Source organism: Nocardia sp. NPDC051900 (genome assembly GCF_044452545.1).
GTDB lineage: Bacteria > Actinomycetota > Actinomycetes > Mycobacteriales > Mycobacteriaceae > Nocardia > Nocardia sichangensis.
Genome location: NZ_JBITBU010000004.1, coordinates 479366 through 492722, shown reverse-complemented (window position 1 = coordinate 492722; position 13357 = coordinate 479366). Strand labels below are relative to the sequence as shown.

The window sequence follows — 13357 nt, the reverse complement described above, 5'->3', positions numbered from 1 at the left end:
GAAGTCTCTCGCGACCTGCGTCAACGAGATCTCGCCCTTGCGGGCGACCGCGACGACATCGCGGCGGAACTCTTCGGGATACGGCTTCGGCATGGGGGACATCCTTCCAGCGAGGAGCAATCCTCACAGGTCAGGAGTCAACCAAACCGAGGGCAGTCCCGCTGTGTGATGTCCTTCGCGCCGGTCATGATGTTGCCGCCCACATAGTTGGGGTTGTATTCGGCGAATTCCACCGCGCTGCGCACGCTGGTTCCGACTATGCGGTCGCGAAAACCGGGGGCGAAGCGTTCGATCTGGGCGGTGATCTCCGCCGTGGCGTCGCCGGGATAGCCGTGCGGGACATGGGCGTATGCCCAGATCGGATGGATGTCGCCCGCCGAACGTTGCGGATCGGCGAGATATTGCTGCCCGACCAGTACGAAAGGCCGTTCGGGCATGCGACCGCGATGGATCTCGCGTTCGGTGGCGGCGATCTCGGCGAACGTGCCGCCGAGGTGCACCGTCCCCGCCCGGCGCGCCGCCTCCGCCGTCCACGGCACGCCGCCGTGCACCGCGAAGTCGACTTTGCAGGCACCCGGGCCGTAACGAAACTTTTGGTACGACTTCCGGATTCGAGGCGGCAGGCGGTCGCCGAGGATCTCCGCGACCGCGGTCGGCGACAGGTCCCACATGGTCAGTTCCGCCGGCGGCAGATCGGACACCGACCGCACCCGCACGCCCGTTTCGATCTTTCCGCCGAGGTCGCCGAGGGCCGCCGCCATGGCGTCGGTGATCCGTTGCGATCCACCCGCGGCGACCGCCCAACCGTAGGCGTGGCCCGCGGTGAGGATGCCGAGGCCGATGCTCGCGCTGAGCGGCCGGTGCAGCGGATGGAAGGCGTGCGCGGCGACGCCGCCGAACAACCCCCTCGCCTGCTCGGTGCGGAACAGTCCGGCGAGCAGCGTGGCCGGGACCAGGGCGGGAATCCCGAAACGCGCCAGCCGCACCGGGTGGCGCGGCACGCGCAGCAGTGGCCGCATGATGTCGGAGCTCATCCGGTCGTAGCCCGCCGCCGTCCGCTCGAACAGCAGTCGCCACACTCGGCCGTCACCGCCGAGCCCCGCCGCGGTCTCCGCGACCGAGCGCAGCAGCACGCCCGCGGTGCCGTCGTCGAGCGGATGGGCGCAGTCGATCTCCGGCCAGGCCCAGGTCAATCCGTAGCGCTCCAGGTCGAGACCGCGCAGGAAAGGAGAGCCGACCGCCATCGGGTGGATGGCCGAGCAGTGGTCGTGCAGCAGACCCGGCACGATCGCCTCACCGGTGCGAGTGCCGCCCCCGATCTCGTCGGCGGCCTCCAGCACGGTGACGTCCCGGCCGGCTCGGGCCAAGGTGATGGCCGCGGCCAAACCGTTGGGGCCGCCGCCGACCACGACTGCGCTGCTCATGTCGCTCTCCATCCCTCGTGGCCGACCGTCAGCCGACCGTCTGCGGCGCGAGCACCCGAGTCGATTCCTCCAGCGGCGTCGGCACGGTGTAGCCCGCGCGCCGCCACGTCACCTCGTGCGGGATCGGGCCGTCGGGCAGCCACGGCTGCGCCTCGACCGCGTCGCGCACTCGCCAGGTGCCGCGTTCGACGACGCCGAGCGCCGCGTCGATGACCTGATACTCCTGGACGCCGCGGTGGATCGGCTGCGATTCCACCCACACCACGATCCATTCTCCCGGAGCGAATCCCACTCGGGACTGCACGGCCTCGATCAGGTCCAGATTGTGCAGGTGACCATCGCCGAAGTTGAACCCGATCAGCGAGTTGCAGCCGAATTCCGCTTCCCGCACGGTCCAGCGATCGATATCGGGAATGTGGGTGTACAGCAGGGAGAACAGGCCGCGGCCTTGGCTGTGCATCGAGCGCCATGCGATGGTCTGTTGCATGGTGATCTCCGCGACCTCGGGCGGGTAACCCATCGCACGCAGCTGGTCGATCTGGTTCACGGTGGGCCGGTGCGCGATGGTGTTCAGCTTCTCCTCCGCACCGGGCGCGAAGGCCCACAGGGCCGAGGCCCAGTTGCCCGCGTACTGGCGCATCGACGGCAGGAACGACACCAGATCGGGGCGCAGATTACCGAGGATCGGGAAGAACACCAGTGCCGCGACGATCGCCACGGCCAGCCACGGCGAGGAGATGTCGGCCAGACCGTAGCCGCCCCCGTTGGGGAAGCCCAGGAACAGGAAGATGCTCAGGTAGGCGAACAGGACGTTCCACTCCAACGGCACCGCCAGCGGGAACGTCGAGGTGATGAACGCGTGGAAGACCACCATCAGCACCACTCCGGCCAGGGTCAGCCAGTGGTTGGTGGAGAACAGCAACACCAGCGGCGTGACGATCTCGACGGTCGTGCCTCCGACATGGGCCATGAACGAGGCGACCTTCGACGGCCGGATGTCCCTGGGGAAGTCACGGTAGTGCAGCCGCTTGACCCACTTCGCGGGCACGCCCGGGCTGTTGGAGATCATCGGCGGTACCACGTTGGTGAAGTGCTGCCCGAACTTGGACACGCCCGCTCCGATCCAGACCGCGCAGATCAGCAACTTGGCGGCGATGATCATGTCGACGAACGGCAGCACCGCGAAGAACACCAGTGCGGGCAGGTACTGCTCGCCACGCGCGGTCAAGAAGATCGTCTTGTCCCGCAAGCCGCACAGCACGTACAGCACGATCGGAGCGACGAGCAGCGCGGGATTCACCAGGCCGGAGGTGTTGTCCGGCAGCGCCGCGCTGAGCGAGGCGCTCGGCACGCCGGGCAGCACGATCGCCGCCAGGAGCGTCCCGAGGAACGCCAGGTACAGCAGCACATCCGCCACCGTGCGGGTGTCACCGCCGGTGAACGGCACCCGTCGCCACGGCCGCAGGCGAATCGAGCCGGGGCGGGCGTAGAACATGATTCCGCCGGTCATCGGCTTGAACTTGCCCGCGAGCGGCCCCCACGACCCGGCGATGCCGAGCGCCTCGATCAAGACGGTCCACAGCACCAGCTTCTGGTAGACGATCGGCTCGTTCCACCAGGCCGCGACATCCCAGAACGGACCGACGCCGGAACTCCAGGTCGCCACGGCGACGCCGCCCAGCGCCGAGACCAGCAGAACCTTGAGCAGATAGATCGTGTGAATCATCCTCGGCGAGCCGAAACCGAATTCGACCCAATGCAGGGCCAAAGTTCTCATCCGCTCCCGCAACGGCTGATCGAGGAACGTCGTCACGTCGACGGGCGGGAAATCCGCTGTTTTGAATCCCATTGTTCGGACCTTTCTTATCCGATGAATAAAGCGCATGCGAGGACCCGGCCGAATGCGGTTCGGATCACGGGAGTTTCCGCTCACCGCCGAGCGGATTTTCTCTATGTGGTGGTGGCGATCGCGTCGACGACCAGCGCGCGGAGCTTTCGTTTGTCGATTTTGCCGACCGGATTCCGGGGCAGCGCTTCGGCGAGTTCGATCGACACCGGAACCTTCGCGCGGGCAAGAGTTCTCCGGCAGTGCTCGACGAGATCCGCGGCGTCGACCCGCGCGCCGGGCATCGTCACCACATGCGCGACCGGTACCTCGCCGAGGACCGGATCGGGCGCCCCCACCACCGCGGCTTCCAGGACGGCGGGATGGGCGTGCAGGACGTTCTCGATCTCCTTGGGATAGATGTTCTCGCCACCCCGGATGATCATGTCCTTGATCCGGTCGACCAGCACCAGGTATCCGTCCGGGTCGAAATAGCCGACGTCACCGGTATGCAGCCAGCCGTCGACCACCGTGTGCGCGGTCGCCTCGGGTCGGCCGAGATAGCCTCGCATCACGTTCGCACCCCGGATGACCACTTCCCCGCTCGTCCCGGCGGGCACGACCCGACCGTCGGCATCCATGATCGCCACGGTCTGCCCTGGCAGTGGCCGCCCGACCGTGCCCGGCTTCCGCGGCCCGCCGGGCGGATTCAGCGTCGACGCGCAGGTACCCTCGGACAGTCCGTAGCCTTCGACGATCGGAACACCGAAACGCGTTTCGAACCGCGCGATCAGTTCCGCGGGCATCGGCGCGGCTCCACAGATCGCACGGCGCAACGACGACGTGTCCGGCGCCGAACTCTCCGGCTGCGCGACGAGCATCGCGTAGATCGCGGGAACGCCCGAAAAATAGGTCGGGCGAACACGTTCCACGATGCCGAAGAACGCCGAAGCCGAGAATCGGCCCGCGATCGTGGCGCGGCCACCGGCGAGCAGCGGCGACAGGACGCTCACCACGATCCCGTTGACGTGGAACAGCGGCAGGATCAGCAGACTGTGGTCGGTGTCGTTCAATGCCAGTGCCCCGACCAGCATCTCGCACATGGCGGCGATATTGGCGTGGTCGAGCACGACGCCCTTCGGCTGCCCGGTGGTGCCACTGGTGTAGATGATCAGCGCCGCGGCGCTCGGATCCACCGGCGCCGATTCGGGCCCGGCGACCTCGGTGCCCGGTCCGGCCACCTCGGTCACATCCAGCGTCGCACCTTCGCGTCCGCCTTCGGTCACGACCACCTTCGCCCGGCAGTCCTCGACCTGATAACGCACCTCCTCGATAGTCGAATCCGGCTTCACGGGGCTGACCGCGGCACCCAGCCGCCATGCCGCGAAAAGAATGACGACGAATTCGAGTCGATTCGACAATACGACCGCGACGACGTCGCCTTCACGAACGCCATTCGCGTACAGGACGGCTGCGGCCGTACGTACCCGTTTCACGAAAGTCTGATTGTCGAGTTGCTCGCGGTCGTCCGCAATACAGGGGCCGGACGGATTCCAGGTCGCCCTGACCTCCGGAATTTCCACAACGTGCTGCACTTATGTCCTCACCTACTTCGGGGTGACGGGGATTACAATCCAAGTTAGATCGGGTGCGAGAACCCGGCTACGGGCCCGCATCCCAGAGTTTTCGACGGGCTTTGTGCCGATGGCACAAAAGAAAGCGGAATGCGTCGGAGCCGCCGCACCAGTTCCGGTACGGTCCCGGCATGAGCGTTGACGTGGACACGACCATCCGCGATGTCGCCGGACGCGTCAAAGCCGATCTGGACCGGCTGACCGCCGAGATGACCGCGATGTTTGCCGAGGTGATCCCGGAATTCCGCCACGACGACGAAGTGCGCCGGCTGATGATCGCCAGCACCGCGTCCAACCTCACCGCGATCCTCGACATGCTCATGCTGAGCATCTCGCGCGACGACATCACCGTGCCGCCCGCCGCCGCCGAGTACGCTCGCCGGTTCGCCCAGCACGGGATGTCCCTGGAGGCCCTGCTGCGCGCGTACCGCCTCGGCGAACACATGTTCATGCAGCAGACCATCGCCGCGCTGCGGCGTGCCGAGACACCCGCCGATCTCGCCCTGGCGACCACCAGCCGGGTCGCCGTGCTGGTCAACAGCTACATCGACCAGGTCATCGAAGGTGTCATCGACATCTACGAGAGCGAACGACGCCGCTGGGACGCACGCTCGGACACCACCCGCGCGGCCCAGATCCGCGCGGTGCTCGACACCGAGAACCTCGACGTGGCCTCCGCGGAGGAGATGTTGTCCGCCTCGCTGCGGGGGTGGCATATGGCCGCCGTCCTCTGGGTGCCCGAACCCGGCGCGGCATCGATCGAACTGCTGCGCGCCGGGACCTCCATGCTCGCCACCGCGACCGGCAAACACCCGCTGACGGTCCTGGTCGACGAGCAGAACTGCTGGGCGTGGATATCGTCGGTCGGCAAACCGTCACTGGATGCCGACCTGCTCGAGCGAGAACTGCGCCGCCGCCCGGGAATTCGCGTCGCGATCGGCGACCCAGGCCCCGGACTGGCCGGATTCCGGCAAACCTTCCGCGATGCCCAGCGCGCTCGTGGCCTCGCGTTGCTCGCCGACCCCGGTCGTCCGCTGACCGTGCACTCCCGGGTGGCGCTGGCGAGCCTGCTGATCGACCATCTGCCCGACACGAGAGCGTGGGTCCATCGGGTGCTCGGCGATCTCATGCGCGACGACGAGACCACCGCTCGTCTGCGCGAGACGGTGCAGACGTATCTGGAGGCTCGCGGCAGCCTCACCGACGCCGCGGCGCGCATGCACGTCCACAAGAACACCGTCCACTACCGGATACGCAGGGCCGAAGAGGTGCTCGGTCATCCGTTGACGGTGAATCGGCTGGAGACCGAGATCGCCCTGATGCTCTCCGAGCAACTCGGCCTCGGCCGCGTGAAGTGAGCCGGGCCGTCGGGGTCACGACCGCCGCCGATGCGCGCCACGGCGATTCGCTGTGGCGTGTGAGCCGCGGCGGCCCGATACTTGGACAAGGTTGGACCGATTCCGAGGTGGGAGATGAAAGTGATCGGGGTGGGCTCGGACGGACTTGTCGCGGCCGGTGATACCTGGGGTATTTCCGGGCCGCAGTTCCTCGCCGTCTATATACCGCTCGCGCTGGTGGCCCTGTTCGTGGGGATCTGGCTGCGATCACGGGCGACGGGCGCGGATCCGGAAACCGACGCGATCGCCGCGCCGGGCGCGGAATTGACTTCGCCCGAGCTGGGAATGCTGTACGGCGACCAGAACGCCGTACTCGCGGCGATGGCGCGGTTGCGCGGCGTCGACGCGATCGATTCGGGCGCCGCGCCGGTTCGCGCACTCACCGCGCAGGAGCGTGGGCAGCTGGATCCGTTCACCGTGTCGGTGTACGACCGGCTGGCGGCGGGGCAGCGCAAGACCGTCGGCGCGATCGTCGGCGGGTCGCTCGACGCGCTGCGCACCAGGATGGTCGACCTCGGGTACTTCCCCGGGCCCGACATGCGCCACGGTCTGCGTGACGCGGGCATGCCGCTTCTCGTCACCGGCGCGCTCGGCGTGGTGCGGATCATCGCGGGCGCCTCGCACGGGAACCCGGTCGGGGTGCTGGTGGTGCTGGTGATCGCGCAGGCGCTCGGCTATTGGTTGGTGGTGCGCAAGCCCCGGCTCACCGCGCTGGGTGTGCGTGCCCGGGACGCCGCGTCGGAGCACAATCGGTATCTGCGGCCGAGCAATTCGCCTTCCTACGCGACCTATGGCGCCGAGAGCGCGGCACTCGCGGCAGCTGTTTTCGGCATCGGTGCGCTCGTCGCGCTCGATCCCGGACTTGCCCAGGCAGTCGCGCCGCCGAGCGCGTCGGGCGGTGGGGACGGCGGGGGCGACAGCGGCGGGGACAGTGGCGGGGACAGTGGCGGGGACGGAGGCGGATGTGGCGGCGGCTGTGGCGGCGGCTGCGGCGGTTGCGGTGGATGAGCGCCCCGGCCCGCTGCCACCGGACGCGCTCGGTATCGGCTGGCGACCCGAGATCTGCGGGGTGATAGCCGCCTTGGCGGGGCTCGGATTCTGCGAGGTCATCGCGGAGTCGTTACCCCGGGACCCCCGCCACGCCGGGCAGCTCGCCGTCCCCGAGGAACTGGCCGCTCTGCGGGCGCGCGGCGTCGCCGTGGTGCCGCACGGCATCTCGCTGTCGCTCGGCGGCGCGGAGCCGGTCGCGGGCCATCGCGTCGAGCATTTGGCGGCCTGCGCGGCGGCGGTGGCGGCTCCGCTGGTGAGCGAGCACGTCGCTTTCGTACGCGCGGGCGGCCTGGAGGCAGGTCACCTGCTACCGGTACCGCGGACCCGGGAAGCGCTGGACGCACTCACCCGCAATATCGCCCGGACCGAGGCGGCGCTCGACGTCCCGCTCGCGGTGGAGAACATCGCGACGCTGTTCGACTGGCCCGACGATGAATACACCGAAGCGGAATTCCTGTCCGAACTCGTCGAACGCACCGGGGTATGGCTGCTGCTCGATCTCGCGAACGTCTACGCGAACGCCCGCAACCGCGGTCGCGACCCGCTCGCCGAGCTCCTTCGCCTGCCCGCCGAACACGTGGCGTATTGCCACGTCGCGGGCGGTCACGAATCCGGCGGCCGCTATCACGACACCCACACCGACCCGGTTCCCGGCGAAGTTCTCGCGCTCGTGGCGGAATACACCGCGCATCGTCCGGCGCCGATCATGCTGGAGCGCGACGGCAACTATCCGCTCGCGACCGAATTGCTCGATGAACTGGACGCCATCGCGGCCGCCGTCGACCGCCCGCCGATCACCGCGGGCGCCAGGGCGGTACTGGCGTGAGCGCCGCGTCCCGAGCGGCGCGGCCGCCTGACCACGCGACGCTGGCCCAGCGGCAAGCAGCGCTGGTGCGTGCGCTCGTCGCGGGAGCCACGGTGCCGCCCGGATTCGATGCCGAGGCCGTCGGCGCCGCGGCGGAGGCACTGTTGCGCAAGCGCGCCGGCGAGGTGGCACGCCGTTTTCCGCTGCTGGTGCACGCGTGCGAGGGTGACTTCACCGCCCTTTTCACGACATGGGCACGGAATCATCCGAAGACGACCACCTACGCCGACGCCGCCGCCTTCGCGACCGCCACCGGTGTCGACTGGAAGGCCACACCTCGCCGCCGGGCGATAACGCGCTGGTTGCGCCGGTGACGCGGATAGACCTGCCCTGAGTTCGAACCGGCCCCGGTCTACGAGCGGCGCGCTTCCACCCGGACCGCGGGGTCGGCGGCGTCGCGACGCTCCTCGAGCCACACACTGATCGCCACCGTCACATACGCAGCGACGGTCGCCATCCCCGGCAGCATCAGCATGAGCATGAGAAACGAAAGCATCGAAGACACAAGCCCTCCCGGACAACGCGATGGAAACTGTCGCACCGGTGCGCTGTACTGCGTCACCGTCACGCCCGGCATACCCACGACCGGAGGTCCAATCTCGACCGGACGGCCCGAGGTGGTGTGATAGATATCACACAAGCAATCTGCCACGTCGTCAGCCGGACGACCGGGACAATCGGCGCTCCGCCGCAACCGTGGTAGACCGGTCACCATGCGGTTGCTCATCATCTCCGATACGCACGTGCCCAAGCGTGCGCGAGATCTGCCGGAGTTGCTCTGGCGCGAGGTCGACGCCGCCGACGTGGTCGTGCACGCGGGCGACTGGGTGGAGGCCGCCTTGCTGGACCGCCTGGAGGCACGTAGCGCGCGCCTCGTCGGTGTCTACGGCAACAATGACGGTCCGCAGCTGCGTGCGCGGCTGCCCGAGGTCGCCCGCGCCGAACTCGACGGACTCCGGCTGGCGGTGGTGCACGAAACCGGACCCGCGAAGGGCCGGGAGGAACGCTGCGCCCGGGACTTCCCGGATACCGACGTACTCGTCTTCGGCCACAGCCACATTCCGTGGGACAGCGTCGCGGACAGCGGGTTGCGCTTGCTCAATCCCGGCTCGCCCACCGACCGCCGCCGCCAACCGGAACACACCTATCTCACCGCGCGGATACAGTCCGGGCGGCTGAGCGGGGTAACGCTGCACACCGTTCCGAACCGCTGACCTCTCGGCGCACCGCACTCCGAACGCCGGCTTCCCACGGTGCGCACTCGCCTCAGCGCCTGGTCGCGGTCAGCACTTCCAGGGTCACCGGTTCGATGAAACATCCGCCCGGGTCGATCGCCAGCAATGTGTCGGTGACCAGCTGTTCGAAAGCGGCCCGCCGGTCACCGAGAAGCCGGTACAGCGGCAACGAGGTGGAGTAGAGGTACCCGATCGCCTGCTCGATCGTCCACGAACGCTGGAATTCGTGGACCACCCGGTGCACACGCGGGAAGGACGATCGAGCCAGGATGTCTTCATGCGACTCCTGGCCCTCGGCGGGCGTCGTCCTACCCGACCACTGTTCCGGCGGCAGGAAACGGCACTGAACCTCTTCGATGGCTCGCTGCCACGTGGTAGTCGGGCGTACGAGACAGCTGTCGTTGGCGAGCACGATCGCGCCGTTCTCCTCGACCATGCCGGACAGGGCCGCCAAGACTTCCGCACGGTCCATCCAATGGAACGACCGGCCCATGGTCACCAGCCGGAAGCGACCGAGCCCAGCTGGTAGATCCGCCGAACCGCCTTGCATCCACGCGACGTTCGCAACCCCGGCGGCTTCCGCACGACGGGCGGCTTCGACGAGCATCGTGGGTTCGGGATCCATGCCCACCGCGTCGGCCATGTGCCGCGCGAGCGGGACGGTGAGTTGGCCTGTGCCACAGCCCAGATCGAGGAGGCGTCCGGCGCCGTCGAGACGCAGGCGCCGGACGAGCTCATCGAAGAACCTCCGCGGATAGTCCGGCCGGTAGCGCGCGTAGTGCCAAGCGGTTCCGGCGAAGAGGTCGTCTGTGATCCCGTCGGCTGCTTCGGTCATGATCAGCCCCCTTCGTCCCGGAACTCGTCCGGGACCGACACGGAGACTCGATAGTAACCTCAGTCGCCGCCGTCGCCCGCCAGCGCCAGATGACGATCGGTGGCGGTCTCGGTGATCGCGGTGGAGATCTTGGGCAGGGCGTAGGGGTGGTTGCGGCCGAGCCAGTCGAGCATTTCCTCACGGACCGCGCAGCGCAGGTTCCACACGTCGTCGGCGTCGGCGGCCGACATCGTCGCGCGCACCACGATGTTCGTCGGCGTGCTGTCGGTGACCTGCAGACCCCAGTCGCGACCGTCCCAATCCGCGCGCGTTCGCAGATACTCCTGCAAGTGCTCACGCAAAAGCGGCACCGGTGTGCTGTGGTCCAGGTACAGGAAAACCGTACCGGTGATCTGCGGCCCGCCACGGGACCAGTTCTCGTACGGCTTGTTGTTGAAGTAGGAGACCGGCATGGTCAGTCTGCGGTCGTCCCAGATCCGGACGGTGAGGAATGCGAGGGTGATCTCCTCCACGATGCCCCACTCTCCCTCCACCACAACTGTGTCCCCGATCTTGACCGAGTCCCCGAACGCGATCTGCAATCCGGCGATCAGGTTGCTCAGTGTCGACTGGGCGGCGACACCGGCGATGATGCCGATCACCCCCGCCGAGGCCAGCAGCGAGGTGCCCAGGGTCCGCAGGCTCGGCACGAGCAGCAGGATCACGACGGCGGCGGTCGTGACCACCAGGACCGAGGTGACGATCCGGCGCACCAGGCCGAGCTGGGTGCGCAGTTGCCGAACCCGCATGATGTCCTGGGTGCGGCGGGCATACGAGCGCAGCGTGTTCTCCGCGACCGCGTCGGCGGCACGGATGACGCCCCATGCCGCTGCCATGATCGCCGCCGTCGCCAGGACGGTCCTGATCATCGCGTCCTGGCGCAAATCCAGGTGGGCCAACGGGTAGGTGGCGTGCAAGGCCATCGCGCCGAGCAACACCTGCACAGGCAATTGCACCCGGCGCAACAGAGTGGGAAGTTGGTTGCCCGGGCGTCTACGGGCGCTGTAACGCAGTAAGCGATCGAACAGCAGACCGGCCGTCACGGTGATGGCCACCGTACCGAGAAGCACGATGAGCGGCCGTAGTATTTCCTCCAACGGATCGAACTCCTTCTCCTCGTCCACTCACCCTGCCGCGGTGCAGAACTTTTCGCCGCATCGGTAGCGCACCGCCAGTATTCTCGAGCGCACGATGCCGCTCAGCTCCCGCGTAGGTGAGTGCAATGCTGAGCTTCCTGCTCCAGCGAAGCGGGCCTTCAGCTGGTCCCCGCTCTTCGCCGGGTGGCGTTCCTACAGGAGCGCCAGCGCGAGGCTCAGCACCGTCAACACCAAAACCCATGCCGCGATGGTCCATTCGACGGGCAGCTCCGTGCCGGGATAGCCGCTGCCGCCGCGTCGGGCGGCGCGATACTGCGAGCGCGAGGCCGAGATGGACATGACATCCTCCTTCGGTCGATTGCGTCATTCGGGCGCATACCCGGTTTCTCCGTCGATCGTCGCCACGCCCGTTGTGGCGAATGCCACCCCGGCGTGCGCTTCGAGCGCAAGCCGTTGTCCGGCACGGATTCTCGGCCCGCGGTGGAGCCGACCAAGGCGTCATTGCCGACCGGAACGGCTGCGGTAATGCAGGTCGTCCAGTGAGAGGGGCGGAACGTATCGGGTCACCAGCGTGCGGTCCCACCACGCTCGGGTGCGAGCCAATTCGCGAGGTGTGGTGAAGCGGTAGAGATACAGTTGCGCCCGGACGAAGCGCGGTGCGGCCTGCGGGAACGGATTGTTCCGTAGCAGTCGCAGCGTGGCCGCGTCGTTTTCCAGCAGTCGTATCAGGAAGGGGCCCAGCCACGACTGCGCGTAACGCGGTGAGGCGGCGGCGAACCACATGAGCCAGTCCAGCCGCAGATGGTACGGGGCCCATTGGCGCGGGAGCCGGCGCGGATCACCGGGCTTGCCCTTGAACTCGTATTCCTTCCACCGCGTCCGGTCGGTGACGGCCGGCTCGTCGGTGCCTTCCACGACCACCTCGTAACGGGTGCGGCCGATACTGCCGAACGCTCCGTAGGTGTTGACCAAGTGATAGGGGTCGAAAGACCGGTTCATGGCCTGATGACTCGAGATCAGATTGCGGGCGGGACGGTAACTCAGGAAGACCACCGACGCGGCGAACGCGATGACCAGGCCGGTGAACCACGCCGGCGGTCCCGGCAGCGACGGCGCTGCGGGCACCGGGAGCACCGCCGAGGCCGCGGACCCGCTCACGGCGCTGCACGCGAGAACGATCGTCAGCCAGTTCAGCCAGGCGAAATTGCCCGACAGCACCAGCCACAGCTGGGTGATGACGACGACGGCCGCGGCGATACTCGCCACCGGCTGCGGCGCGAACAACCCGAAGGGCACGACGAGCTGCGCGAAGTGGTTGCCCAGTACCTCCGCCCGGTGCAGCGGCTTGGGCAAATGGTGGAAGAACCAGCTCAGCGGCCCCGGCATCGGCTGCGTCTCGTGGTGGTAATACAGGCAGGTCAGATCGCGCCAGCATCGGTCACCGCGCAGTTTGATCAGTCCGGCGCCGAACTCCACCCGGAACAGCAACCAGCGGGCGAGCCACAGCACCAGCACCGGCGGCGCGGTGCGGTCGTTGCCGAGGAAGATCACCAGGAACCCGCATTCCAGCAGTAGTGACTCCCATCCGAACGCGTACCAGTCCTGCCCCACGTTGACGATCGACAGGTAGAGCGCCCACAACAGCGCCCACATCAGCATCGCTGCCCATAGCGGCACCAGATCGGCGGCGCCGGCCACCATCGCCGCGGCCAACGCCGCACCGAACCAGGACACGACGGCGAAGAACCGGTCAGAGTAGTGGACATGGAAAATGCTCGGCGTGCGCCGGAAGGAGCGCCGGGCCAGCCAGCGCGGCACGGGCAGCATGCCGTGCTCCCCGATCAGCGCCCGGAATTGGCGGGCGGCGACCACGAAGCCGATCAGATAGACGGCTGCGACACCACGAGTCAGCAGCTGCCTGCTCAACCAATATTCGGATGCGGTGAACCAGTCCAT

General features: G+C 67.8%; 13 protein-coding genes. 5 read left to right on the top strand and 8 right to left on the bottom strand.

Annotated features, from left to right (window positions below):
* Nucleotides 1–137 precede the first annotated feature (137 nt).
* The 3 genes from ACIA5H_RS09195 to ACIA5H_RS09185 form a co-directional block, all read right to left on the bottom strand.
* Nucleotides 138–1424, bottom strand: a complete 1287-nt coding sequence (locus ACIA5H_RS09195) for a phytoene desaturase family protein (RefSeq protein ID WP_397075033.1) — start codon at nt 1422–1424, stop codon at nt 138–140.
* A 28-nt stretch (nt 1425–1452) separates the two neighbouring features.
* Nucleotides 1453–3273, bottom strand: coding sequence for a DUF3556 domain-containing protein (locus ACIA5H_RS09190; protein WP_397075031.1), 1821 nt, complete (start codon nt 3271–3273; stop codon nt 1453–1455).
* A gap of 101 nt (nt 3274–3374) precedes the next feature.
* The gene (locus ACIA5H_RS09185) at nt 3375–4844 is read right to left on the bottom strand and encodes a class I adenylate-forming enzyme family protein (protein WP_397075029.1); all 1470 of its coding nucleotides are present in this window, start codon (nt 4842–4844) and stop codon (nt 3375–3377) included.
* 170 nt (nt 4845–5014) lie between these two features.
* On the opposite strand from ACIA5H_RS09185, the gene ACIA5H_RS09180 reads away from it, so the two are divergent.
* From ACIA5H_RS09180 to ACIA5H_RS09165, 4 genes are all read left to right on the top strand, one after another.
* Nucleotides 5015–6241: a PucR family transcriptional regulator gene (locus ACIA5H_RS09180; protein WP_379253736.1), complete on the top strand. Its 1227-nt coding sequence runs from the start codon at nt 5015–5017 to the stop codon at nt 6239–6241.
* A 114-nt stretch (nt 6242–6355) separates the two neighbouring features.
* Nucleotides 6356–7288, top strand: a complete 933-nt coding sequence (locus ACIA5H_RS09175; protein ID WP_397075026.1) for a TIGR04222 domain-containing membrane protein — start codon at nt 6356–6358, stop codon at nt 7286–7288.
* Nucleotides 7289–7301: 13 nt separating this feature from the next.
* Entirely contained in the window at nt 7302–8156 is an 855-nt protein-coding gene (locus ACIA5H_RS09170) for a DUF692 domain-containing protein (RefSeq protein ID WP_397075061.1), read from the top strand.
* Nucleotides 8153–8509, top strand: a complete 357-nt coding sequence (locus ACIA5H_RS09165; protein ID WP_379253738.1) for a hypothetical protein — start codon at nt 8153–8155, stop codon at nt 8507–8509. The genes ACIA5H_RS09170 and ACIA5H_RS09165 overlap by 4 nt, the downstream gene beginning before the upstream one ends.
* A gap of 38 nt (nt 8510–8547) precedes the next feature.
* Here ACIA5H_RS09165 and ACIA5H_RS09160 read toward each other — a convergent pair whose 3' ends face one another.
* Nucleotides 8548–8700, bottom strand: a complete 153-nt coding sequence (locus ACIA5H_RS09160) for a hypothetical protein (RefSeq protein WP_355075386.1) — start codon at nt 8698–8700, stop codon at nt 8548–8550.
* A gap of 208 nt (nt 8701–8908) precedes the next feature.
* Here ACIA5H_RS09160 and ACIA5H_RS09155 point away from each other — a divergent pair, with 208 nt between their 5' ends.
* The gene (locus tag ACIA5H_RS09155; protein ID WP_397075023.1) at nt 8909–9409 is read left to right on the top strand and encodes a metallophosphoesterase family protein; all 501 of its coding nucleotides are present in this window, start codon (nt 8909–8911) and stop codon (nt 9407–9409) included.
* A 52-nt stretch (nt 9410–9461) separates the two neighbouring features.
* Here ACIA5H_RS09155 and ACIA5H_RS09150 read toward each other — a convergent pair whose 3' ends face one another.
* The 4 genes from ACIA5H_RS09150 to ACIA5H_RS09135 all read right to left on the bottom strand — a co-directional run bounded on the left by ACIA5H_RS09150 (nt 9462) and on the right by ACIA5H_RS09135 (nt 13357).
* On the bottom strand, nt 9462–10265 hold the full coding sequence (locus tag ACIA5H_RS09150; protein WP_397075021.1) for a class I SAM-dependent methyltransferase: 804 nt from the start codon (nt 10263–10265) through the stop codon (nt 9462–9464).
* Nucleotides 10266–10324: 59 nt separating this feature from the next.
* Nucleotides 10325–11428, bottom strand: a complete 1104-nt coding sequence (locus ACIA5H_RS09145) for a mechanosensitive ion channel family protein (RefSeq protein WP_397075019.1) — start codon at nt 11426–11428, stop codon at nt 10325–10327.
* A gap of 165 nt (nt 11429–11593) precedes the next feature.
* A complete protein-coding gene (locus ACIA5H_RS09140; RefSeq protein ID WP_355075381.1) occupies nt 11594–11740 on the bottom strand; it encodes a hypothetical protein in 147 nt (48 codons plus the stop codon).
* A gap of 159 nt (nt 11741–11899) precedes the next feature.
* The gene (locus ACIA5H_RS09135) at nt 11900–13357 is read right to left on the bottom strand and encodes a lipase maturation factor family protein (RefSeq protein WP_397075016.1); all 1458 of its coding nucleotides are present in this window, start codon (nt 13355–13357) and stop codon (nt 11900–11902) included.

What these genes read in the sequence shown, in the direction of transcription:
- ACIA5H_RS09195 (WP_397075033.1), bottom strand. Translation starts at nt 1,424, where the DNA reads ATGAGCAGCGCAGTCGTGGTCGGCGGCGGCCCCAACGGTTTGGCCGCG.
- ACIA5H_RS09190 (WP_397075031.1), bottom strand. Translation starts at nt 3,273, where the DNA reads ATGGGATTCAAAACAGCGGATTTCCCGCCCGTCGACGTGACGACGTTC.
- ACIA5H_RS09180 (WP_379253736.1), top strand. Translation starts at nt 5,015, where the DNA reads ATGAGCGTTGACGTGGACACGACCATCCGCGATGTCGCCGGACGCGTC.
- ACIA5H_RS09175 (WP_397075026.1), top strand. Translation starts at nt 6,356, where the DNA reads ATGAAAGTGATCGGGGTGGGCTCGGACGGACTTGTCGCGGCCGGTGAT.
- ACIA5H_RS09155 (WP_397075023.1), top strand. Translation starts at nt 8,909, where the DNA reads ATGCGGTTGCTCATCATCTCCGATACGCACGTGCCCAAGCGTGCGCGA.
- ACIA5H_RS09150 (WP_397075021.1), bottom strand. Translation starts at nt 10,265, where the DNA reads ATGACCGAAGCAGCCGACGGGATCACAGACGACCTCTTCGCCGGAACC.
- ACIA5H_RS09140 (WP_355075381.1), bottom strand. Translation starts at nt 11,740, where the DNA reads ATGTCCATCTCGGCCTCGCGCTCGCAGTATCGCGCCGCCCGACGCGGC.
- ACIA5H_RS09135 (WP_397075016.1), bottom strand. Translation starts at nt 13,357, where the DNA reads ATGGACTGGTTCACCGCATCCGAATATTGGTTGAGCAGGCAGCTGCTG.